We start from the raw sequence: 22,667 nt of genomic DNA, 5'->3' as shown, positions 1-22,667 counted from the left end.
CTACCTGCGGCAGCAATTCGCACCGCACAACACGCTTAATCTTTCACCTCATGAACATTGGAATCATCGGCGCCGGCCACATCGGCAGCGCCCTGGCCACGCGGCTCGTCAGCCTCGGCCACTCGGTCAAAATCGCCAACTCGCGCGGCCCCGAAACGCTGGGCGACGTGGCCCAGAAAACCGGCGCTACCCCCGTCACCGCCGAGGAAGCGGCCAAAGGCGCCGACCTCATCGTGGTCACCATCCCGCTGAAAAACATTCCCGACCTGCCCAAAGACCTGTTCGCGGGTGTGCCCGCCGACGTGCCCGTCATCGACACCAGCAACTACTACCCGCTGCTGCGCGACGGCAAAATCGCGGAGCTGGAAACCGGCGACCTCACCGAAAGCGAGTGGGTGCAGCAGCACCTGGGCCGCCCGGTGGTGAAGGTGTTCAACAACATCTACGCCGACCACCTGCAGAACAAAGGCGTGGCCGCCGGTACGCCCGGCCGCATCGCCCTGCCCGTGGCCGGCGACGATGCCGCCGCCAAGCAGAAAGTAATGGCCCTGGTGGAAGAGCTCGGCTTCGACGCCGTGGACGACGGCACCCTGCACGAGTCGTGGCGCCAGCAGCCCGGCACCCCGTCCTACGGCGCCGACCTGCCCGCCGACAAGCTGCGCGAACACTTCGCCAGCCTCGGCTCGAAGCGCACCGAGGCCCAGCACGCCGAGTACAAGGCCAACCACGCCAAAACCGAGCAGGCCATGGCCGACCAGGGCGTGAAGCTGAAGTAGCCCGCCGGCAACCGCCAAACAGAAAACGTCAGGCCGCCCGGCCTGACGTTTTTTTGTGCCCCGGTTTTAGATTTGGGCGTTTCGTCCTACCGCTTTTCCCAACTCCTTAGTTGCTGCTTAGAGAAACTTTGGTAGCTTAGTATCGAAAATTTTACAACTATCAAAATCAGGTTACGCTTTGCATATCAGATGTAATAGCGGTTACTTGAATTGATAAATAAAAACAATAAATCAATAGTATGGACAAGGTTTTCTGCTTGGGTAGATTCAATCTATTAGCCAATTACGATTCGTATGAGCAAAAAGAAGTTATTATAAGAAATAGTTTATCTACTAGTATTGCTACTGAACACTTGCAATTTAAATATAAATTTTCCAAAATAGATGAAGTAAAGAGTGGTGATAGGCTTCTCTTTGTTGGTTACCTCATTAAATATAGTGAAAGTGAACCTCATTCGGTAGTTGATGAAGGAAATGGTGAAGTAAATGAAGTTGATGTAACAAATGAAATAATAGCTATGGCTAGGTTTGTGTTGGACAGCCAGACTGGGCTAATTGCTTATCATGCTCCCAATAGGAAGTTTACCCAGCAATCCTTTGCAAATAGATTTTCGGAGCTTTTTGAAAAAGCAAATGATAATTTCTTTGTGCAAGCTACCATAGAATCTATAGAAGATAGAGGCAATCTTCTTGATAGATTAAAATCTATGATTCGGATAAGAGAGATTCGAATAAACCTTCATCCATCAAATCCAAGTTCTTCGCGTGTTTGGAGAAATATTGACGAAAGAATACAGAACCTGCATGCAGGGAAGTATGTTCAGATATATGAAGCAAAGCCACAAGGTCAGTCATTGGAAACCGATGCTCAAATTGAGCAATCTATTGCAATGGCTGAGGACGGATATGGAATCGCATCAGCTGCGGGGTTGAATCAAGAAGGCGAAAGTGTTCGATATTCAACTGCGGATAATCCTGAAACTTTCAAGCTAGACGACGATAAGCTTGAGCCGTCTGTTTTAGTGGAGTATGTATTGCCGTTTTTACAGAAAATTATTAATCGTATAAAAGACAAGTAATGACATTTAAATCAATTATATTAAGCTGGGATTTAGCTGGTGCAATACTTGTGCTAATGCTGTCGTATTACCTTCTTCCAGATTGTGTAAGTCAGGATTTTGCAGTTGTTTGCTATAATACCGGGGTATCTGTTCTGTCTATTCTGTTTTCTGTCTATTTTGCCGCATTAGCAATTATTTTGTCTTCTTCGAGTGATGAATTTGTGGCTTTTTTAGAAAAGGATGGGAGTTATTCGGCTATAATAGGTCTTTATAAGTATACTCTCAAGGTATTATTTATTGGACTGGTATTTTCTATTGCTGCTTCAGTTGCTACTTCGTATTTGAATAATATAGGAATAAAAGAGCAGGGTAAGTTATTTGTATCATCATTTCTGTCATTGTTTTTTTACGGTGTGTTTTGTTCTTATAACTCTGCTAAAGATGCAATATCATATTCTATGTATAGAATGAAGTTCTTAAAAAGTAAATAGATTGATTCCGACTACAAAAAAACGGCCCCGCTGCATCCGCAGCGGGGCCGTTTTTTTGTAGTCGGAATCAAATTACAATTTCCCCGGCGCTGGCGTCCCCCCGCCGCCGCCGTGCTCCTTCCGAATCCGCTTGAGCAGCGTCGTCATCGAGAACGTTTTGGCTTTCTTGGGCTGGGTTTCCTTGTACATCAGCGCGCCCGTGCCCAGCACGTCCATGATGTACTCCCAGAGGGCGTTGCCGGCCTTCACGTTCTCGTCGGTGAGTTCCAGGGCCGCGTTCTGGTTCGTGTTCTGGGCGGTGTTGAAGGCGCTGAGCTGCTGGCGGGCATCCGTCAAGGCCTGCGTGTCGGCGGGCGTGTGGCCCTGGGCGGTGAGGGCCGCTAGGTTGGCCGGCTGCTGCACCAGCTGCAGCAAGTGGCCCAGGGCGCTGTCAAGGCCTTCCATGTCGCGGGTCGTGATTTCGGTGCGCACCTTGCCCAGCCCAAAATCGGCCACGCTGGCCGTCAGGCCGCCCTTTTTGGCCGCCCGGGTCAGGCGCAGGTCCAGGAAGTTGAGCGGGTCGCGCAGGCTTTTCGCCACCTGCGCCATCGTTTTAGTCACCTCCTTGTCGGAGGCCCGGCGCACGCCCGTGGGCACCAGCGTGGCAAAGGCTTCCGTGCGGGCGTTCCAGTCCTTGAGGTAGTCCTTGTCGAGGTAATCGGGCGAGGCCTTGCCGAAATCGGCCTGGTTGGCGGTAAACATGGCGAGCACCATGTCGTTGAGCGGGCCCAGCTCTTCGAGCCGGCACCGAAACAGGCGGGCTGTTTCTGCGGTAGTTGTTGGCATTATTCCACTGAAGTTTTGCAGCGGCGCCACTGTGGCGCAACCGCTTCAAATGTAGGAAGGTGCGTGCTGAAAGTCCAGCCCCCGCTACCCTCCGTTTTTGCCGTGCAAACCCGCTGTCACGCCCTGCAAGTGCCCGCAAGTACCCCGCAAACCCGTTCACGCGGCATGCAAACCCGCTCATGCACCCCGCAAACCGCCGCAAGTGCCCCGCAAACCCGCTCATGCGGCCTGCAAACCGCCGCAAGTGGCCCGCAAACCCGCTCATGCGGCCCGCAAACCGCTGCAAGTGCCCTGTATTTCGTGTTTGCCGTGTAGCGCGTGTTTGCCGTGTCACAGCTGTTTGCCGTGCGGCGCGTATTTGCCGTGTTACGCCCGTTTGCCATGTTTTGCGTGGTTGCCGTGTGGTGAAGCGGCTGAAGCCGTAGCCCGGACGCGGCCCCCCGCGCTGCCCAGCAAACGTTCCCGGAAAGGCAAACGGCAAAGTCCGTGCTACCTCAGCCATCGGTCCCAATCCTTGCGTAAGCCTGCTTTAATGCCTGCCGCTGCCCCCGTGCGCCGGCCCCTCCCTGAGCTATGCAAGAGCAAATACGACTGACCGAAGCCCGCACCCGCGCCACCGCCTGGAAGAAATTCGGCCCCTACCTCACCGAGCGCCAGTGGGGCACGGTGCGCGAAGACTACAGCGCCCACGGCGACGCCTGGAACTACATTAGCCACGACATGGCCCGCGCCTACGCCTACCGCTGGGGCGAGGAAGGCCTCGGCGGCATCAGCGACAATAAGCAGCTGCTGTGCTTCGCCCTGGGCCTCTGGAACGGGGCCGACAACCAGCTCAAGGAGCGCCTCTTCGGCCTCACCAACCCCGAGGGCAACCACGGCGAGGACGTGAAGGAGCATTACTACTACCTCGACAGCACGCCCACGCACTCCTACATGCGGATGCTGTACAAGTACCCGCAGCAGGCTTTTCCTTACGACGAGCTGCGGACCGAAAACGCCGCCCGCTCCCGCCAGGAGCCCGAGTACGAGCTGCTCGATACCGGTATTTTCGATGAAAACCGCTACTTCGATGTCGTTATCGAATACGCCAAAGCCGGCCCCGACGACATTCTGGTGCAGGTTACCCTGCACAACCGGGGCCCCGAAACGGCCGAGGTGCAGGTGCTGCCCCAGCTCTGGTTTCGCAACACCTGGACGCTGGGCTACGACGACCACCGGCCCGAATTGCGCGGCACCGACAACCAGTTCATTGAAGCCGTGCACCGCGACCTGGGCGAATACCGCCTCTACTGCGACCAGCCCGCCGAGCTGCTCTTTTGCGACAACGAAACCAGCCCCGTGCTGTTTGGCAAGAAGCGCAAGCGGAAAAACAAGGCCGGCCTGTACTACAAAGACGGCATCAACGAGTACATCGTGAACGGCCAGAAGACGGCCGTGAACCCCGCCCGGCGCGGCACCAAGGCCGCCGCCCGCTACCCGCTCACCATCCCCGCCGGCGAGGCCCGAACCGTGCGCCTGCGCCTCAGCCAGCCCGTGCACGCCGAGCCGTTTGCCGATTTTGACCAGCTCTTTGCCGCCCGCCGCTTCGAGGCCGACGAGTATTACGAGTGCATTCAGGAAGGCCTGACCGATGCCGACGCCCGCAGCGTGCAGCGCCAGGCGTTTGCGGGCATGCTCTGGAGCAAGCAGTATTACTACTATGACGTGAGCCAGTGGCTCGACGGCGACCCCGGCCGCCCCGCGCCGCCGCCCGAGCGCCTCGACGGCCGCAACTCGACCTGGCGGCACCTGCACAACGCCGACATTATTTCGATGCCCGACAAGTGGGAGTACCCCTGGTACGCGGCCTGGGATTTGGCCTTTCACTGCCTGCCGCTGGCCATGGTCGACAGTGACTTTGCCAAGCAGCAGCTCCGCCTGCTGTGCCAGGACGGCTACCTGCACCCCAACGGGCAGATGCCCGCCTACGAGTGGAAGTTTGAGGACGTGAACGCGCCCGTGCACGCCTGGGCCACCTGGCGCGTGTACCAGATGGACCGCAAGCTGCACGGCGCCCCCGACACCGCCTTCCTCGAAGCCGTGTTTCAGAAGCTGGTGATGACCTTCACCTGGTGGGTGAACCGCAAGGACCGCGACGAGCGCAACATCTTCGAGGGCGGCTTCCTGGGCATGGACAACATTGGGGTGTTCGACCGCTCCTCGCCGCTGCCCACGGGCGGCAAAATTGAGCAGAGCGACGGCACCAGCTGGATGGCCATGTTTGCCCTCAACCTGATGCGGATGGCCCTGGAGCTGGCCAAAACCAACCCCAACTACCAGGAAATGGCCGTGAAGTTCTTCGAGCATTTCCTCTACATTGCCGATGCCATGACGCGCGGCGGCGGCGGCCAGTTCAACCTCTGGGACGACGAGGACCAGTTTTACTACGACGTGCTGCACGCGCCCGACGACTCGCGCACGCGCCTGCGCATCCGCTCCATGGTGGGGCTCATTCCCTTGTTTGCGGTGGAGGTGATTGACGACGAGCTGCTGCAAACCGTGCCCGAGTTTGAGCGAATGGCCCTGGCCCTCATTCAGCGCCGCCCCCGCCTGGCCGACCTGGTGAGCCGCTGGCAGGACCCCGGCCAGGCTGCCCGCCACCTCATGGGCCTCATGCGCCGCAGCCGCCTGCGCAGCGTGCTCGCCCGCATGCTGGACGAAACCGAATTCCTCTCCGACTACGGCATCCGCTCGCTCTCGCGCTACCACCTCGACCATCCCTACGAGTACCACGTCGATGAAGACAGCTTCGACGTGACCTACGTGGCCGGCGAGGCCGTGTCCGACATGTTCGGGGGCAACAGCAACTGGCGCGGCCCCGTCTGGTTTCCGGTCAATTACCTGATTATCGAGTCGCTGCAACGGTTTCATACCTACTACGGCGACTCTTTCACGGTGGAATATCCCACCGGCTCGGGCCGGCAGCACACCCTGGCGCAGGTGGCCGATGCGCTGTCCGGGCGCCTGGCCCGCCTGTTTCTGAAAGATGAAAACGGCCGCCGCCCCGCCTTCGGCTCGCACGAAAAGCAGCAAACCGACCCGCATTTCCGCGACCACCTGCTCTTTCATGAATACTTCCACGGCGACGACGGCCACGGCCTCGGGGCCAGCCACCAAACCGGCTGGACGGGCCTGGTGGTGCGGTTGCTGGAGAAGGCAAACGCGAAGTAGCGCGGGCTACAAAGTCCGCGCTACTGCCACCTCGGCCCGGGTGCGCGGCAGGCCCCCCGGAAACTCGCGCTGCAAATACGCCACCAGCCCCTCGCGCACGGCGCAGCGCAGGTCCCACAGCGCACTCGCGTTGGCGGCGCTCACCAGCGCCCGCAGCTCCAGGGTGCGCTCCTTCGAGTCGGTGACCTGGAGCACGCACACGCGCTGGTCCCAGAGCGGGCTGGCTTCCAGCAGGCGGCGCAGCTCGGTGCGCAGGGCTTCGATGGGCACGGTGTAGTCGGTTTGGAGAAAGACCGCGCCGGTGAGGCGGGCGCTGGTGCGCGTCCAGTTCTGAAAGGGCTTCTCGATGAAGTAGTTGAGCGGCAGCACCAGCCGGCGCTCGTCCCAGATGCTGAGCACCACGTAGGTGAAGGTGATTTCCTCCACGCGGCCCCATTCGCCCTCCACCACCAGCACGTCGTCGATGCGAATGGGCTGGGTGAAGGCAATCTGAAACCCCGCCAGCAGGTTGCTGATGGAGCGCTGCGCGGCAAAGCCCACAATCACGCTGGCAATGCCGGCCGAGGTGAGCAGGCCCGTGCCCAGGCGCCGCACCGTTTCGAAGCTCATGAGCACCAGCCCCACGGCCACAAAGCCGATGAGCGAAGCCGCCAGCTTCTTCAGAAACTGCAGCTGCGTGAGCAGCTTGCGGGCCCGCAGGTTGTCGGAAGTGCCAACGTGGTAGCGCAGCTGCACCAGGTCCTGCAGAATGTCCAGCGTTTTGATGAGCCCCCAGGCAAAGCTGAGAATCAGCACGAACTCGACGAAGCGGCGCAGCACCTCAAACGGCTTGGGCGGCAGCGGCACCAGCGGCAGCAGCAGCGAAATGGCCAGCACCGGCAGAAACCACACGCTGGCCATGCGCAGGTGCCGCACAATGGAGCGGGCCAGCGTGGAGTCTTCGCGCCGGGCGTAGGCCCGCAGCCCGCCAAAAAGGATGAACCGAACCACCAGACCGGCCGCGATGCCGCCCAGCAGCACGGCCAAACCAGTGAAAATATCGGGAAAATGCGTGAGGAAGTGCGTGAGTCGTTCAGTCATAAGGGCCGCGCCGGGGGAGTAGTTTGTACCCGGTGCGGGGCTGAAAGGTTGGAATCAGGCACAGATGAACCAGGGAAGGCGGTCAGCCATGCCACGACTGCCTTTCCTGGAACCCCGGGGCGGCTACCGCAATACTTCCCGCACCGGCGTCCACCGGATGTCCGGATACCGGGCATTGTCCAGCGGCTCGCTCAGCTTGGCCTGGCCGCTGAGCATGTTGTGCAGGTACTGCATGCCCTGCCAGGGCGGAAATAGTTCGTTTTTGGCCGGTGCCAGCGTGCGCGTCACGTTAATCATCGTGGCCAGCAAGCCCAAGCTGCCCACCCGGAACAGCCTGAAGGCCTTGCCCGTCGCCGCGCTGGCCTCGTCGCGCAGCTGCCGGATGCTGGCTACCTGGCCGGCCACGCGCAGGTAGCGGGGCGTGGTGGGGTCGAGGGCGGCAGCGGCCGTGTAATTGGCCGTGTCCACCATGGTGGTGAAGTCCAGCGGCTGGTCGGCATCGCCCCAGTACACCACCCGGCGCGGGCCTGGCAGCACCACCGGCGCCTGCCCCTTGAGCAAGTCCATAAACATGCCGTTGAGGATGGACGTGGCCTGAATGGGGGCCTGGTCGAGCCGCTGCTGAAACGCCCGGCGCAGGTCGAAATTGCGGTTGGCGCCCTCCGGCAGCTTCGTGAAATCGGCCGAGAAATCGGAAGGAATAAAGCGCGGCACGCCGGCCGCCACAGCCGCATCGAGCAGGCGCGTCTGGGTGTCCACGATGGTGTCGCGCAGGCCCGAGAGTGCCGATACCACGCACCTCGCGCCGGCGCAGGCCCGGGCGAGGGCGGCCGCGTCGCGGTAGTCCACGGGCAGCACTTCCACGCCCTGCAGGCGCAGGGAGTCGGCTTCGGCGCCCGCGCTGCTTTCGGGGCGCACTAGGGCGCGCACGGCGGCCCCGCGCCGCCGCAGGTGGTGCGCAATGAGCAGGCCCAGCGCGCCGGTGGCACCGGCCAGCACCACGGGCGCGGCGGCAGCAGGAGAAGAGGTGGATGAAAGAGTGGGGAGCGGGGCCGACATGGGCAGGAATTTGGGGTGAGATGATGAGTGAAGCAGCCTGGGGGCGAAAGCAGCCCGGCCGCCAGGGCTATACGGCAGTTCGCCCGATTAAGCGCCCCGCCCTACTGCCGGCATCAGCAGCCGGGCCGAATGACAGCCCGTTTCACCAGCTGCCGCTGCTGCCCCCACCGCCAAAACTGCCGCCTCCAAAGCTGCTGGAGCTGCTGCCCGACGACGAGCTGCTGCTGCTGCTGCTTGACGAGCTGCTGAACGTCGAACGCGCCCCCAGGCGGCGGCTGTCGCCTTTCACAAAAAAAGCGTTGTACACCACGTAGATAAGCAGCAGTGCTACCAGCCCCATGAACGGCAGCAGCACCCACACCCACCACGGCTGCTCCGACCACGAAAGCGGGTGAGGCGCCAGCGGCGAAAACTCGCCCGCCGCCCGGTGAATAATCACGTCGATGCCCTGGTCGAGCCCTTCGTAGTAGCGCCCTTGCTTGAAGTTGGGTTGAAACTGCTGCTGAATAATGAGGGCCGTGACGTAGTCGGGCACCCGGGCTTCCAGGCCGTAGCCCGTCTGGATGGCCACCCGCCGCTGGTCCACCGCCGCCAGGATGACGATGCCGTTGTTGCGGCTTTTCTGGCCCACGCCCCAGGCCTCGCCCAGCTGCTGGGCAAAATCGGCCACCTCGTACGGGGCCACGCTCTTGAGCAGCACCACGGCAATCTGGGTCGTGGTTGAGTCATTGTAGGCTTGCAGCTTTTGCTCCAGCGCCATGCGCTGTCCGGCCGCAAGCACACCCGCCAGGTCGTTGACAAACCGGGCCGGGCGGGGGCGCGGGGGCAGGGCGGCGGGCGGCACGGCGGCGTGCGCCAGTGCCGCCATTGCCAGTAAAAAGCTGAGCAGCCACCACGAAAGCCTCTGCATACGAGTGCTGGTTTTGAAGAAAACGTTTCCCCGCATACGCGCCCCTCCACCAGCGCGTTCGGCCGCAAACGGTGCGCGGCGGCGATGCCGCGGCGATGCGGAACGGTGGGCCGGCAAGCCCCTGCCAGCCCGGCCAGCTCATTTTCCGGGGCCCGGGGCCAACTGCCGGAGCGCTGCCAGGGCCGCTTCGGTTTCCCGGCGGTCGTCCCCGGCTTTGCGCTCTTTTTTGGCGTCGTCGTGGTCGGTTTCCTGCGTGGCGGTGGGCACGCCGTTGGCGAAGAAGGCGAGCAGGGCCTGGCGCAGGGCGGGGGTGAGGTGCTCGAATTGGTGCTTGTGCAGCTCGCGCAGCAACTCGCCGTAGGTCTGGTCGGCCAGGGCGTAGGCGGTGGGGCGGGTGGGCTGGCCGGTGTCGAGGTTGGTATCGGGCAGGGGCAGGGTTTTGGTGGTGTCCGTGGGCTGCTGCCTGGTGAGGGCACAGAACCTGGCCAGCGAAGCGCGGTAGCTGCGGTGAAACTGCAGGGCCCCGGCCTCATCGGGCAGCGTAAAGGCATAGGGTTTCAGCGGTCCGATTTTGGGCAGCACCCGCAGCACCAGCGCCAGCACCCGCGCCCCGAAGCCGGGCCGCTCGTAGTCGGTGCCGTACTCCTGGCGGAACTTGCGCGGGTGGTTGTGGTAGAGGTAGTCGCGCCGCCGGGCCCGCGGGCTCAGCGCCCGTATTTCCTTGCGCTTGTGGTGCCAGGCGGCCCGCGCCGCCGCCGGCAGCAGCTGGTTCACGGCAAAGCGGAAGGTGGCCACGCTGGCGTCCACGTTCAGGAACACCTGCCCCAGCTCCAGGCCATACGTTTGCCGGAAAGCCCGTTCCAGCACGTCCTTCGCCACCCGAAACCCGATGGCCTTGTGGTAGTCCTGGGTGCGGTAGCGGCCGGCGGCCACCTGCACCACATCAAAGGAAAATTCCAGCTCGGTGTGCCGCACGGTGGCCTGCTCGTAGGTGATTACGGGCCCGAATTTCGCCTTCAAATCAGGGTACACCGTGCCGATAATCTGGTTGGTGCCCTCGGGGTGGCCGGTGTTGTCGGCGGCGTAGTGGGCCAGCGCGCCCAGGGCAAAGGCGTATTCGTTGCGGTTGCGGGCCTGGCGCAGCAGGTTGCGCACGAAGTCGCCGGCCCGCACGTAGTGCGTCAGGTTGGTGAAAAGCGTGGAGCCCAGCGGGTAGTAGCCCATGTCCTGCAAAATGGCCCCGCCGTAGGCGTAGCTTTTGGCTTCGTCCAGGGCCTCGGCGGGGCCGCCGGGGTAGTGGTGGCGCAGCAGCGGGGCAAGGCAGTCGTCCCAGGTCGAATCGACCACGGCCTGGTGGGTAAGCACGGAATAGGCGCGGGCCGGGCCGCACGCGGCGGCCAGCAGCAAGACCAGCAGGAGGCGAAAAAGCATGAAATGAAGCAGTGAGCGGAATCCCGGCAACGTGGAAACGGGCCTGGGCGTTGCCGCCGGGCAGGGCTGCCTTCAGGGCTTGCGCTTGCGCTCAGGAGGCGACGGCTGGCATTGAATGCGTAACGGGCCGTCGCCACAATAAAACCCCCACCATATACCGTTGTGCAAACCAGCCGGCGCTTCCAGCTGCCGGCACCCATTTCGGTATGAAAATCAGTGTTCTGGCCCTGCTGCTGCTGGGCGGCTTGCGGGGCTGCTTTGCCCAAACCTCTGCCCCCGATACTGCTGCCGCCGGGCCCGATACGCCCGCGGCGCTGGCCACGTTTTCGGCCCCGGCCTACCGGGCCGCGCTGCAGCGGTTCGAGGCGCGCCGCCTGCACCTGGCCCGGCGCTACCGGAGCGCCGCCACGGCCGGCGCCCGCGCGGCCCGCATCAACGAGGCGCGGCAGCTATTCCTCACGGCCCTCGACAGCACCATTTTTCCGGCTTGGGAGGGCACGCCGTGGGCTTTTTACGGCACCACCTGGGAGCCCCAGCGCGGCAGCATTGCCTGCGGCTACTTCGTAACCACCTCCCTGCACGATGCCGGCCTGCGCCTGCAGCGCACCGTGCTGGCCAAACAGGCTTCGGAAGTCATCATCAAAAACCTGACCTCCGAAGCGCACATCACGCGCTATTGGGGCGTGGAGCAGGCCGATTTTGTGCGGCAGGTGCGGGCGCTGGGGCCGGGCCTCTACGTGCTGGGGCTCGATTTCCACGCGGCCTTCCTGCGGGTGCGCGAGGGCGGGGCCGTGCAAATGGTGCACTCGTCCTACGTGGGCCCCGGCACGGTGGTGCGCGAGGCGGCCGAAAGCAGCGGGGCCCTCGGCTCGAAATACCGCGTGCTGGGCAAGGTGTCTGCCGATGACGTGTTTGTGCGGCGCTGGCTGCTGGGCGAGGCCCTGGCCGTGCACGGCGCCACGGTGAAGGAGTAGGGGCGAAGCATCGGCAAAACTGCCTAACTTGGCCGCTGCCAACTTCTTCGCTTTGCTATGTCCCCCACGGTTTCGCCCCCAGCGCCCACCCCCCGGGCGGCCACGCCCCGCGTACAGGCCATCGACGTGGTGCGCGGCCTGGTGATGGTCATCATGGCGCTCGACCACATCCGCGACTTCTGGAGCCCTGCCACCGTGCGGCCCGAGGATGTCGCGCACGCGTCGGCGGCGCTGTTTTTCACGCGCTGGGTCACGCACCTCTGTGCGCCGGCGTTTATGCTGCTGGCGGGCACCAGCGTGTTTCTGTATCAGCAAAAGCAGCCCGATAAGCGCCGGGTGAGCCGCTTTCTGCTCATGCGCGGGCTGTGGCTGGTGGTGCTGGAGCTGGTGGTGATGAACCTTATCCTGCAATGGGGGACGTATAACCTGCTCCTGCTGGTGGTAATCTGGGCGCTGGGCTGGGGCATGGTGCTGCTGGCGGGGCTCATCTGGCTGCCGCGCTGGCTGGTGGCTGCGTTCGCGCTGGTGGTCATCTTTGGGCATGATGCCCTGCCTGCCATTCAGCCCGTGACGTGGGCCACCCTCGGGCCGGCCCTGCTGTACAACAGCCCGTTCGTTTTCCCGCTCACGCCCCGGCTGCCCATGCTGGCGGCCTACGCCATCCTGCCCTGGGCGGCGGTAATGGCGGCGGGCTACGTCATCGGGCCGTGGTTTCGGGCGCCGCTGCCGGTGCGCCAGCGCTGGCTGCGCCTGGCGGGCGGGGCGGCGGTGCTGCTCTTCGCGGTGCTGCGGTTCATCAATCGGTACGGCGACCCTTCGCCGTGGCTGCATCAGCCGCGGGGCCGCCTCTACACCGGGCTGTCGTTTCTGAACGTCACGAAACAGGCCCCGTCGCTGCAGTTTCTGAGCCTCATGCTGGGCCTGGTGCTGCTGCTGCTGTCGGTGGCCGAAGGCTGGCCGGGCCGGGTGCGCGGCTGGCTGAGCACCTTCGGCAAAGTGCCCTTGTTTTATTTCCTGCTGCATTTTGCCCTCATCAGCGCCGGCACGTTTATCTGGACGTGGGTGGCGTTTGGCAAGCCGTTCAACCTGGCCTTTCCACCGTCCGGCGTGGCCCTGCCGGCCGGCTACCAGCCCAGCCTGCTGCGGGCCTACGCGGTGTGGCTGGCCGTGGTGCTGCTGCTGTACTGGCCCTGCCGCTGGTACCAGGGCTACAAGCAGCGGCATTCGCATTGGTGGCTGTCGTACTTGTAATGAGCCGGAATAGCGGGGCGGAACGGCAGGAGCCAGGCCCGACGGTGGCCAACCCCGGCCGGCGGTTTCCCGTTTGGGGCTTCATCCGTTCTCAATACTCCCATGAAGCTCTTTTCCTCCCTCGCCCTGGCCGCCACGCTGCTGACGGCCGCTGCTCCCACCGCCTCGGCCCAGCAGGCCGACTCTCCTTACCACACCCGCTTTGCCGTCGATGGCCCCATCATCCTGGGCCTGGGCGCAGCCAGTGCCTTCGGCCTCTACCGCGTGCAGCAAAAAAGCGGCCTGAGCGATGCCGAGCTGGCCAACCTCAAAAAGGAAGACGTGCCAGGCTTCGACCGGTGGTCAGCCGGTTACTACAGCGACAACTTTCAGACGGCCAGCGACCTGCTGTGCTACCCCACGCTGGTGATTGCGCCCGGCCTGCTGGCCCTCAACGACAAGGTGCGCGGCCGCTACGGCCAGGTGCTGGGCATGTACGTGGAAGCCATGCTGGCCTCCGACGCGCTGTTCACGACCAGCGTGGGCAACATCTACCGCTACCGGCCCTACCTCTACGGCACCGAAGGCGGCAGCGGCCGCAGCGGCAAAATCGCCACCAACTCCTTCTTTGCCGGGCACACGGCGCACACCGCCACGGCCACCTTCTTCGCCGCCAAGGTGATGCACGACTTCAACCCCGGCTACGCGGGCGAGCCCTTTGTGTGGGCGGCGGCGGCCGTGGTGCCGGCGGCCGTGGCCTACACCCGCATCGAGGCCGGCAAGCACTTTCTTTCTGACAACGTGGTGGGCTACGCCGTGGGTGCTACCATGGGCGTGCTGGTGCCGCAGCTGCACAAGAAAAAGAACAGCACGGGCGTTTCGCTGGCCCCCATGCAGGGCCTGAACGTGAACGGCTACGCCTACTCCGGCATGCTGCTGACCAAGCGGCTGTAAGCCCTATTTCACCGCGCCCGTGCTTACGGCACCGGTGGCTTTGTTTACCTCGAAGCGGGCGGCGTTGGGCATGCGTTTGGCCCAGTCGGTGCGGGGCACCAGCACCTGCCAGGTGCTCTCGTTGTCGTTCACCCGCGCCGAATCGACGAGGAAAAGTGCCGCATTGGGCTGGCCCTGAACGTACTTGCCCACCGCCGCCCGGGCATCGGCTTCGGTAAGTTGCGGGGCGGCGGCGGGCGCCGCGGCAGCAGGGGCTTCGGCTTGGGTGGGCCCGGAAGCAGGGGGCGGCGTTTGCTGGCAGCCGGCCAGGGTGGCGGCCGCGAGCAGCAGAGAGGCGAGGGGCTTAAACATTTGGCAAAGCTACAGACAGGCTTTTTAACGCCTGTGCTGTAGCTTTTTCATGGCGGCAACAAGGACTGTGGCGTACCTTGAGCGAAAATTTACCACCCCGTAAATATCCCTCATTTCCCCTCACCCCCTTCGTTGTCCATGATGCACCCCTACTTACGCAAGTGCCTGCCGCTGTTGGTATTGCTTTGCACTTCGCTGGCTGCCTACGCGCAGATTGAGCCGGCCGCGCAATACACCACCCTCACCCCGGCCCAGCTGATGGCCTGGACGGCCACCGGCGCTACCGCCGTGCCGGCCAACGTGAGCACCGTGCCGCTGGCCGTGCGCCAGAACACCCTCACCACCCAGCTGAACCCGGCCCAAAGCTTTAGCACGAAGGTGAACTGGTGCCCCGACGGCATGAACAACTTCTCGGGCTACCTCAACGAGCAGCCCCGCTTCAACCTCTACAACTTCACGCACTGGCAGTATGTGGACGTGCTGACCTGGTTTGCCAGCCCCATTGGCATTCCGTGCCGGCCGTGGGTCGAAACCGCCCACCGCAACGGGGTGAAAGTCATTGGCACCGTCTTCACGGACCGCGCGGGCTTCCAGGCCCTCATTGCGAAGGACGCCGCCGGCAACTACATCGGGGCCCAGAAGCTGATTGACGTGGCTACTTACTACGGCTTCGACGGCTGGTTTTTCAACGAAGAGTCGCCCCTGACCACAACGGAGGCTACCGAAGTCCGCAACCTGCTCAAGCGCCTGCAAGTCATCAAGCCGGCCGGCATGGAAATCCACTGGTACGATGCCATGCTGCCCAGCGGCGGTATTTCCTACCAGAACGCGCTGAATGCCAACAACCAGCTGCTGTTTCAGGAAGGTTCGACCCGCGTGAGCGATGCCATTTTCACGAACTATTTCTGGGCCGGCGCTACCAACATCAATACCTCGGTAGCCACGGCCAACAGCCTGGGCCGCGACCCGTTCGACGTGTACATGGGCGCCGATTTGTGGCCCAACCGCTCCAACCAGTCGCTGTTCAACAACACGACCTGGATTGACAACTATTTCACCGGCACCGGCCTCACCCAGCCCAAGCTGTCGCTGGCCCTGTTTGCCCCGAACCTGACCTTCAACGGCGGCTTCAGCAACTTCAACAACGACCCCACCGACTACGTCAGCTTCTACCGCACCGAGCAGCGCATCTTCGCCGGCAACGACCTCGACGTGACCACCACCGACGCCACCGGCTGGAAGGGCCTGGGCTATTACCTGCCCGTGCGCAGCGTCATCAACGCGCTGCCGTTCAACTCCTATTTCTCGGTCGGGCAGGGGAAAAACTTCGCCAACAACGGCGTGCTGGTGGTGAAGGCCTGGACCGACATGGCCAAGCAAAGCATCATGCCCTCCTGGCAGTGGGCCAAAACCGGCGTCGCCCGCATCACGGCCGACTTCGATTTTGCCCGCGCCTATTACGGCGGCAACTCCATCCGATTTGCCGGCAGCCTCAGCGGCCTCAACAGCGCCGAGCTCAAGATTTACCAGACCAAAATTGCCGTTACCGCGCCCACCCGCTGCGATTTGACCTATAAAATGGGCGTGGCCGGCAACAGCAATACCAAGCTGGCCCTTTACTTCTCCGACAACCTGGCCGTGCCCGAGCTGCTCGACCTGCCCGCCGTGACCGACACGCTCTGGCACACCAATACCTTCAACCTGGCGCCCTACGCCGGCCGCGAGCTGGCCATCGTCGGCGTGCAGGCCACCAGCACCACCGCCGTGCCCGCCTACCGCCTCAACCTGGGCCGCCTCAACCTCTACAACGGCGCGGCCGTGACCACGCGGCCCACGGTGGGCTTCTCCACGGAGTTTACCACCGTCCTCACCACCCAGCCCGTCACTTTCGTCAACAGCTCAACCAACGCCACGGACTATGTCTGGACGCTGCCCGGTGCTTCGGCGGCCACCAGCACCGCCGTGCACCCCACCGTGACCTACGCCACGCCCGGCACCTACACCGTGAAGCTGCGCGCCCAGAACGCCATCGGCCGCGACTCCGTGACGCGGGTGGGCTACATCACGGTGGTGGCCGCGCCGCCGGTGGGCGGCAACACCGCCCTGCTGTTCGACGGGGCGGGCAAGTACGTCGATGCTGGCGCTATCTCGCTCAACAGCAGCCCGTTCAGCCTGGAGTGCTGGGTGAAGGCCAACACCTTCAAAACCAGCTCGCCCTTTATTTCCAGCATCATCGGCATTGAGGATGGCAGCAACGTGGCCCAGATTCGCCTCGGCGACGCGGGCATTACCGGCGACCGGCTGCAGTTTGTGGCCAACCTGGGCGGCGTTACCCGCAAGCTGCAGGCCAACACCCTGCTCACGGCCGGTACCTGGTACCACATTGCCGCCACCTACGACGGGGCCAGCGGCGGGGCCACCATGCGCCTCTACATCAACGGGGTGCTCGATGCCTCGATGACGGCCGGCGGCAACGCCATTGCCAACAGCACCTTCTCCATTGCCCGCAACTACGCCAGCTCGCGCTGCCTCGATGGTTCCATCGACGAAGTGCGGGTGTGGAAGCGCGCCCTGTCCGCCGCCGAAATCGTGGCCAACCGCTGCGACGTGCCGCCGACCGCGGCCAACCTCGAAGCCTACTGGAAATTCAACGAAGCCACCGGCACCACCACCGCCGACCTCACCGGCAACGGCCACCTGGGCACCCTCATCGGCATGGCCCCCAGCGACTGGTCGGCCAACGTCCCCACGGCCTGTGCCACCGTCACGGCCACGCTGCCCGGCCGCGCCGCGGCTGATTTACAGCTGCTCGTGTACGGCAATCCCGTGCCCGGCCAGGCGGCCGAGGTCGAAATCCGGGGCGCGGCCGGCCAGCCGGTGCAGCTGCAGCTGTTCAACAGCCTGGGCGGCCTGGTGTCGAAGCAGGAGGTGAGCGTGGCCAGTGGCCAGCGCATTGTGCTGCCAATGCCGGCGGCGGCCGGCCTCTACGTGCTGCAGGCCCGCACCGCTACCGGCACCGCCACCACCAAGCTGCTGAAGCAATAGTCCTGGGCTCCGGCTAATGCCAGAAGGGCTCCTCAAATCGAGGAGCCCTTTTGATGTTGCATCCAAACTGCCGCTGCGGGAAGGGGGGCGGTGGCATGGCGCAGTGCCAGGCCGCTGCGGCCCGAAAAGGGCCGGCCAACCGTCGGGATTCGCCGGAAAGACCCTGGCTGAAGCCTCGTTTGGCACTACAGCTTCCCGCCGCCGCGCCAGCAGAATTCAGCAGCGGGCCGGTGCCCCGGGGCCTGCCAGCAGCACGACGTCGAACGCCCGCCCGGCGCGGGTATCCGACTCGAAAATGACGCGGCCGGCGGTGCGCTGCCTGCCGGGCGCGGAATCGCGGGGACGGATTCCCATCGCCGTGCAATAACGGAGCCCGCGCCCGGCTGTTGGCGACGTGTGGGGCGCACTAGGCCGTTTTCACGAAGCGAATCAGCTCGCGCACCTGGTTCAGAAAGCGGGCATCTTCCGAGAGCTTGGCAATTTCCTGGGCCGTCTGGCGGGCCAGGGCTTCGTGCTCGCGGGCGTTCTGGCGGGTCAGCTCTTCCACCAGGCGGTCGAGGCGGTCGAAATGGCGGGCGTCGGCGGCCTGGCCCTGGGCCAGCTGGTGGGCCCAGGAATCGGTTTCGGTGACGTCGAGCGAGGTGTTGACGGCCTTGAGCTGCGTTTCCAGCGCCAGCACGCGGTTGCGCAGCTCCAGCACGTCTTCGCGGGGGTAGTGCACCTGGTGCTTCATCAGCTGCAGGCGCTCGGCCAGGTGCTCGTAGGCGCGGGCGGCGGGGCGGGCAAAGGTGAGCGCCAGCGCTGCAATGGCCGCCGGGTAGCCCACCGCCACTACCCGGAAATACGCCAGCACCAGCAGCACCGCCGCCGTGAGCAGGTGCAGGCCCACCGCCAGCGTGCGAAACCGCGTGGCCATGCGCCGCGCAAAGGCCACGTGCTCCTCGTTCACGGCAATGCCTTTTTCCCGCGAAGCCTGCGCTTCCTCCACCACGCCGAGGGCGGCAAAGTGCGCGTTCCAGGGCAGGGTGGTCACCACGCCCAGCCACCACAAAATGCCCACGCCCACCAGCCAGTCCACCAGGCTGCCCACCGGCACGTGCAGCCAGTGCAGGCCAAAAAACACCACCAGCGCCCCAATGGCGAGGAAAAACAGCATGGCCACAAAGCCACCGAAGGACAGGGGAGAAGAAGCAGCCATAAAGAGGAGGCAGAGACGCATACCTGCGTCTCAGCGTTGAAAAATGATGAGCGAATGGCGCGGACGACGAGCCGCAAATATGCGCCGCTGCCCCAATTAAACAGCCGGCATATTAAACAGCCGGCAGCGCATTGCCCGGCACCAGGTGGCCGCCGTGCTGCAGCAGGTCGGCCCTGGCCTGCTCCCAGCCCTCGGCCGAGATGGGGCGGGTGGCATCTTCGATGATGGTAGCGGCGAAGCCTTCGGCCAGCGCGTCTTTGGCGCTGAAATACACGCAGTAGTCGGCGGCCAGGCCGGCCAGGTACACCTCGGTCACGCCCCGGCCGCGCAGGTAGTCGGCCAGGCCGGTGCTTTTGCGGTGGCCATTGTCGAAAAACGCGCTGTAGCTGTCAATTTCCGGGCTCATGCCCTTGCGAAAAATGGCCTCGATGCGCTCGGTGTGCAGGGCCGGGGCCAGGGCCGCGCCCTCGCTGGCCTGGGTGCAATGGTCGGGCCAGAGCACCTGCGGCAGGCCGTGCAGGTCAATTTGCTCAAACTGCGAGCGGCCGGCGTGGCTGCTGGCGAAGCTCTGGTGGCCGGCCGGGTGCCAGTCCTGCGAGGCCACCACCAGCTCGAACCGCGGCTGCAAGTCATTCACCAGCCCGATGATGGCGTCGCCCTCGGGCACGGCCAGCCGGCCGCCGGGCAGGAAGTCGTTTTGAATATCAATGAGCAGCAGGGCTTTCATAGGCGGGAGGAATGAATTTTTCAAGCGCAAAAGAACGACCGGCCGCGCGCAGTCGATGCACTGCTGCCAAGTAAGTAAGCCTGCAGCAGCAATGCTGCGGCTGCACGCGGCCGAGCGAAAGAAAAAGCATTTGCGCCGCCGTTACGTTTACGCAGGCAGCGGTGTCATTTCATCGCCCTTTTCTCATGCCTAATCTTCAGAATCAGATTGTCCTCGTCACCGGCGCCACGTCCGGCATTGGCGAAGTAACGGCCACGGCGCTGGCCAAAATGGGCGCGCACGTGGTGCTGCTGGCCCGCAGCGCCGACAAAGCTGCCGCCACCCAGCAAAAAATCAAAGCCGCCGCCGGCCACGACCAGGTCGATGTCTTGTTGGCCGACCTGGCCGACCTGGGCCAGGTGCGCCGCGCTGCGGCGGAGTTCAAGGCCCGCTACCCGCGCCTCGACGTGCTGGTGAACAACGCCGGCCTCATCCTCGGAGCCGAGCGCCGGCGCTCGCCCGACGGCTACGAGCTGGGCCTGGCCACCAACCACCTCGGGCCGTTCCTGCTCACCAGCCTGCTCTTCGACAAGCTGCAAGCCAGCCCCGCCGCCCGCGTGGTCAATGTCGCGTCGACGGTGTACCGCATGGCGCGGCCCGATTTTGCGGATTTTCAGTCGGAGAAAAACTACGGGGCGCTGGCCGTGTACGCCAACACCAAGCTCTACAACATCATGTTCACGCAGGAGCTGGCCCGCCGGCTGCGCGCCCACGGCATTGCCAATGTCACCACCAATGCGCTGCACCCCGGCGTGGTGGCCAGCAGCTTCGGCAGCGGCGCGCATGGCCTGATGAGCGTGCTGGTGCAGCTGGGCCGCCCGTTCATGATTTCGCCCGAGCAAGGAGCCGAAACCAATATTTTCCTGGCCTCGGCCCCCGAAGTGGCCACCATCAGCGGCGGGTATTTCGACAAGAAAAAGGCCGTGCCGGTGAAAAGCAGCTTCAACACGCCGGAAAACGCCCGCCGGCTGTGGGAGTTGAGCGAGCAGCTGACGGAAACAAAGCTGCTGGCTTAAAGCACGGGCTGGCTACCTGGCCGGGTGCAGCCCCCGCCACTCGTCCTCCAGCATGCCCATTTCCACCAGCGTCCAGTAGCCGTCGCCGTGGCGCACCACGTCGCGCAGGCGGCCTTCTTCCCGAAAGCCGCACTTGAGGTAGCAGTTGATGGCCGCGTGGTTGAAATCGTACACGCCCAGGCTGATGCGGTGCAGCTTCAGGTCCTCGAACCCAATGCGCAGCAGCGCCTTCACCATGCCCTGGCAGATGCCCCGCCGGCGCTCGGTGGTGTTGCCCACCAGCACGCGGGTGATGCGCCCGGCGCGGTCGCGCGTGCTGATGCCGCCCAGCGAGATGTGCCCCACCGTGACGCCCGTTTTCGAGTCCACGGCCTTGTAGATGAATACATTGGGGTCGTTGATGTCGTTCGCGCCTTCCACGTACCAGCTCAGGCCGGCCTCGGTGAGGGGGAAAGAGAACATCGAGCCGCTCCACTCTTTCATTAGCCGCTCGTCGTCCACCCATTCCATGAGCTGGGTGAAGTCGTCGGAGGTGAAGGGTTCCAGTTTAATCATTGTTCAGAAAGCGTAGGCCCGGGCCGATAAGCCCGGCAATAAGCCCGCAAGGTACGGGCTTGTTTTCGGGCCTGGAAGGGAGTTTTTAGAATAAATCAAAACAGCACGTGCCCAGCCTGTCATCCTGCGCGCAGCGCAGGATGACAGGCTGGGCACGCATAAGGCTACGCTGCCCGTTCCTTATCGAGTCAATATTCCCCTATGCCTCCAGCCGCAGCACGCCGCGGCTGTGCTCGCGCACGGCGGCGGCCAGCGCCGGGTTGTCGGCCAGTTTCTGGCCGAAGGAGGGCACCAGGTGGCGGAAATGCGCCTGCCACTCGGGCGTGGCGGCACGTTCGGGGAAGCATTTCTGCACCAAATCGAGCATGATGGCCACGGCCGTGCTGGCCCCCGGCGAGGCCCCCAGCAGCGCGGCAATGGAGCCATCGGCCGAGGTCACCATCTCGGTGCCGAATTCGAGCACGCCGCCTTCCTTCTTATCCTTTTTGATAACCTGCACGCGCTGGCCGGCTACTTCGAGCTGCCAGTCGGCGGGGTTGGCTTCGGGGTAGTATTCGCGCAGGGCGGCGGTGCGCTCGGCGGGCGTCTGGAGCACCTGGCCGATGAGGTATTTGGTGAGGCCCAGGTTGCGGGCGCCGGCGTAGAGCAGCGGCCGGATGTTGCCCAGCTCAATGGAGCGGAACAAATCGGTGTACGAGCCTTTCTTCAAAAACTTGGTGCTAAAGCCCGCGTAGGGCCCGAACAGCAGCTCTTTGCGGCCGTTTATCTGGCGCGTGTCGAGGTGCGGCATCGACATGGGCGGCGAGCCCACGGCGGGCTTGCCGTACACTTTGGCCTCGTGCCGGGCAATGACGTCGGGGTTCTGGCACTTCAGCCACTGCCCGCTCACGGGGAAGCCGCCGAAGCCATACGCCTCCGGAATGCCCGACTTTTCGAGCAGCGGCAGCGAGCCCCCGCCCGCCCCGATGAACACGAAGCGCGCCCGGGCCACCACCTTTTCGTCGGTGGCCAGGTTGCGGATTTTCAGCCGCCAGGTGCCGTCGGGCTCGCGCTTGATTTTCTCCACCTCGTGGCCCAGGTGGAAATCGACGCCCGGCTGGCCTTTCAGGTAATTAGACAGGGAGCGGGTGAGGGCCCCGAAGTTTACGTCGGTGCCCACGGCCATGCGCGTGGCGGCCACCGGCTGCGCGGGGTCGCGCCCGTCCATCACCAGCGGAATCCATTCGGCAATCTGCCGGGGGTCGGTGCTGAATTCCATGCCCTGAAACAGCGGCGAGTGCAGCAGCGCGGCGTGGCGCTTGCGCAGGTACTCCACGTTGGCCGCGCCCCACACAAAGCTCATGTGCGGAATGCTCTTGATGAAGGCCGTGGGGTCGGGCAGCTGGCCGCCCACCACCAGCGAAGCCCAGAACTGCTTGCTCAGCTCAAACTGCTCGGCAATTTTATCGGCCTTGCTGATGTCGATGGAGCCGTCGGGCCGCTCGGGCGTGTAGTTCAGCTCGCAGAAGGCCGAGTGGCCGGTGCCGGCGTTGTTCCAGGCGTCGGAGCTTTCGGCGGCCACGGCGTCGAGGCGCTCGTAGCCCGAGATGGTGAGGCCGGGGTCGAGGGATTTGAGCAGCACGCCGAGGGTAGCGCTCATGATGCCGGCCCCGATGAGGAGAACGTCGGAAACCGGCTGGTCAGAAGAAGTGGGGTTCATGCAAATTAGGTAAAGGCCGAAGGCAATACGGCAGAC

General features: G+C 63.7%; 20 protein-coding genes. 9 read left to right on the top strand and 11 right to left on the bottom strand.

Going from position 1 to position 22,667, the window contains the following annotated elements; genetic code table 11:
- Window positions 1-50: 50 nt before the first annotated feature.
- The 3 genes from ACYVHT_RS00360 to ACYVHT_RS00350 all read left to right on the top strand — a co-directional run bounded on the left by ACYVHT_RS00360 (window position 51) and on the right by ACYVHT_RS00350 (window position 2,328).
- Window positions 51-776 (top strand): NADPH-dependent F420 reductase, encoded by a 726-nt coding sequence (locus ACYVHT_RS00360; protein ID WP_460546780.1) that lies wholly within the window; start codon window positions 51-53, stop codon window positions 774-776.
- Between the two features lie 239 nt (window positions 777-1,015).
- A complete protein-coding gene (locus tag ACYVHT_RS00355) occupies window positions 1,016-1,855 on the top strand; it encodes a DUF4747 family protein (protein WP_460546778.1) in 840 nt (279 codons plus the stop codon).
- A complete protein-coding gene (locus ACYVHT_RS00350) occupies window positions 1,855-2,328 on the top strand; it encodes a hypothetical protein (protein ID WP_460546776.1) in 474 nt (157 codons plus the stop codon). The genes ACYVHT_RS00355 and ACYVHT_RS00350 overlap by 1 nt, the downstream gene beginning before the upstream one ends.
- A gap of 72 nt (window positions 2,329-2,400) precedes the next feature.
- On the opposite strand, the gene ACYVHT_RS00345 is transcribed toward ACYVHT_RS00350, so the two are convergent.
- Complete coding sequence (locus ACYVHT_RS00345; RefSeq protein ID WP_460546773.1) at window positions 2,401-3,153, bottom strand: hypothetical protein; 753 nt, start codon at window positions 3,151-3,153, stop codon at window positions 2,401-2,403.
- A 573-nt stretch (window positions 3,154-3,726) separates the two neighbouring features.
- Between ACYVHT_RS00345 and ACYVHT_RS00340 the strand changes: the two genes are divergently transcribed.
- A complete protein-coding gene (locus ACYVHT_RS00340; RefSeq protein WP_460546771.1) occupies window positions 3,727-6,363 on the top strand; it encodes a glucosidase family protein in 2,637 nt (878 codons plus the stop codon).
- Between the two features lie 6 nt (window positions 6,364-6,369).
- Here the strand turns inward: ACYVHT_RS00340 and ACYVHT_RS00335 are convergent, their stop codons facing one another.
- From ACYVHT_RS00335 to ACYVHT_RS00320, 4 genes are all read right to left on the bottom strand, one after another.
- Window positions 6,370-7,443, bottom strand: coding sequence for a mechanosensitive ion channel family protein (locus ACYVHT_RS00335; RefSeq protein WP_460546769.1), 1,074 nt, complete (start codon window positions 7,441-7,443; stop codon window positions 6,370-6,372).
- A gap of 123 nt (window positions 7,444-7,566) precedes the next feature.
- Window positions 7,567-8,502, bottom strand: a complete 936-nt coding sequence (locus ACYVHT_RS00330) for a Rossmann-fold NAD(P)-binding domain-containing protein (RefSeq protein ID WP_460546768.1) — start codon at window positions 8,500-8,502, stop codon at window positions 7,567-7,569.
- Window positions 8,503-8,644: 142 nt separating this feature from the next.
- A complete protein-coding gene (locus ACYVHT_RS00325) occupies window positions 8,645-9,412 on the bottom strand; it encodes a TPM domain-containing protein (RefSeq protein ID WP_460546766.1) in 768 nt (255 codons plus the stop codon).
- A 138-nt stretch (window positions 9,413-9,550) separates the two neighbouring features.
- The gene (locus ACYVHT_RS00320) at window positions 9,551-10,843 is read right to left on the bottom strand and encodes a zinc dependent phospholipase C family protein (protein WP_460546765.1); all 1,293 of its coding nucleotides are present in this window, start codon (window positions 10,841-10,843) and stop codon (window positions 9,551-9,553) included.
- Window positions 10,844-11,049: 206 nt separating this feature from the next.
- Here ACYVHT_RS00320 and ACYVHT_RS00315 point away from each other — a divergent pair, with 206 nt between their 5' ends.
- The 3 genes from ACYVHT_RS00315 to ACYVHT_RS00305 all read left to right on the top strand — a co-directional run bounded on the left by ACYVHT_RS00315 (window position 11,050) and on the right by ACYVHT_RS00305 (window position 14,001).
- Entirely contained in the window at window positions 11,050-11,817 is a 768-nt protein-coding gene (locus ACYVHT_RS00315) for a hypothetical protein (protein ID WP_460546763.1), read from the top strand.
- A 57-nt stretch (window positions 11,818-11,874) separates the two neighbouring features.
- Window positions 11,875-13,068: a DUF1624 domain-containing protein gene (locus tag ACYVHT_RS00310; RefSeq protein ID WP_460546761.1), complete on the top strand. Its 1,194-nt coding sequence runs from the start codon at window positions 11,875-11,877 to the stop codon at window positions 13,066-13,068.
- A gap of 102 nt (window positions 13,069-13,170) precedes the next feature.
- Complete coding sequence (locus ACYVHT_RS00305; RefSeq protein WP_460546759.1) at window positions 13,171-14,001, top strand: phosphatase PAP2 family protein; 831 nt, start codon at window positions 13,171-13,173, stop codon at window positions 13,999-14,001.
- A 3-nt stretch (window positions 14,002-14,004) separates the two neighbouring features.
- Here the strand turns inward: ACYVHT_RS00305 and ACYVHT_RS00300 are convergent, their stop codons facing one another.
- A complete protein-coding gene (locus ACYVHT_RS00300; protein WP_460546757.1) occupies window positions 14,005-14,352 on the bottom strand; it encodes a hypothetical protein in 348 nt (115 codons plus the stop codon).
- 138 nt (window positions 14,353-14,490) lie between these two features.
- Between ACYVHT_RS00300 and ACYVHT_RS00295 the strand changes: the two genes are divergently transcribed.
- Window positions 14,491-17,397: an endo-beta-N-acetylglucosaminidase gene (locus ACYVHT_RS00295; protein ID WP_460546755.1), complete on the top strand. Its 2,907-nt coding sequence runs from the start codon at window positions 14,491-14,493 to the stop codon at window positions 17,395-17,397.
- 216 nt (window positions 17,398-17,613) lie between these two features.
- On the opposite strand, the gene ACYVHT_RS00290 is transcribed toward ACYVHT_RS00295, so the two are convergent.
- The 3 genes from ACYVHT_RS00290 to pncA all read right to left on the bottom strand — a co-directional run bounded on the left by ACYVHT_RS00290 (window position 17,614) and on the right by pncA (window position 19,322).
- Entirely contained in the window at window positions 17,614-17,751 is a 138-nt protein-coding gene (locus ACYVHT_RS00290) for a hypothetical protein (protein ID WP_460546753.1), read from the bottom strand.
- 52 nt (window positions 17,752-17,803) lie between these two features.
- Window positions 17,804-18,595, bottom strand: coding sequence for a hypothetical protein (locus ACYVHT_RS00285; RefSeq protein WP_460546752.1), 792 nt, complete (start codon window positions 18,593-18,595; stop codon window positions 17,804-17,806).
- Between the two features lie 112 nt (window positions 18,596-18,707).
- Complete coding sequence (gene pncA / locus ACYVHT_RS00280) at window positions 18,708-19,322, bottom strand: nicotinamidase (protein WP_460546750.1); 615 nt, start codon at window positions 19,320-19,322, stop codon at window positions 18,708-18,710.
- Window positions 19,323-19,507: 185 nt separating this feature from the next.
- Between pncA and ACYVHT_RS00275 the strand changes: the two genes are divergently transcribed.
- Window positions 19,508-20,377, top strand: coding sequence for an SDR family oxidoreductase (locus ACYVHT_RS00275; protein WP_460546748.1), 870 nt, complete (start codon window positions 19,508-19,510; stop codon window positions 20,375-20,377).
- Between the two features lie 12 nt (window positions 20,378-20,389).
- On the opposite strand, the gene ACYVHT_RS00270 is transcribed toward ACYVHT_RS00275, so the two are convergent.
- Window positions 20,390-20,932: a GNAT family N-acetyltransferase gene (locus ACYVHT_RS00270; RefSeq protein WP_460546746.1), complete on the bottom strand. Its 543-nt coding sequence runs from the start codon at window positions 20,930-20,932 to the stop codon at window positions 20,390-20,392.
- A 199-nt stretch (window positions 20,933-21,131) separates the two neighbouring features.
- A complete protein-coding gene (locus ACYVHT_RS00265; RefSeq protein WP_460548049.1) occupies window positions 21,132-22,637 on the bottom strand; it encodes a malate:quinone oxidoreductase in 1,506 nt (501 codons plus the stop codon).
- Between the last annotated feature and the right edge of the window lie 30 nt (window positions 22,638-22,667).

The organism is Hymenobacter daeguensis, from assembly GCF_054780555.1.
Note: the sequence above shows the minus strand (reverse complement) of the source record. Positions and strands in the feature narration are given on the sequence as shown.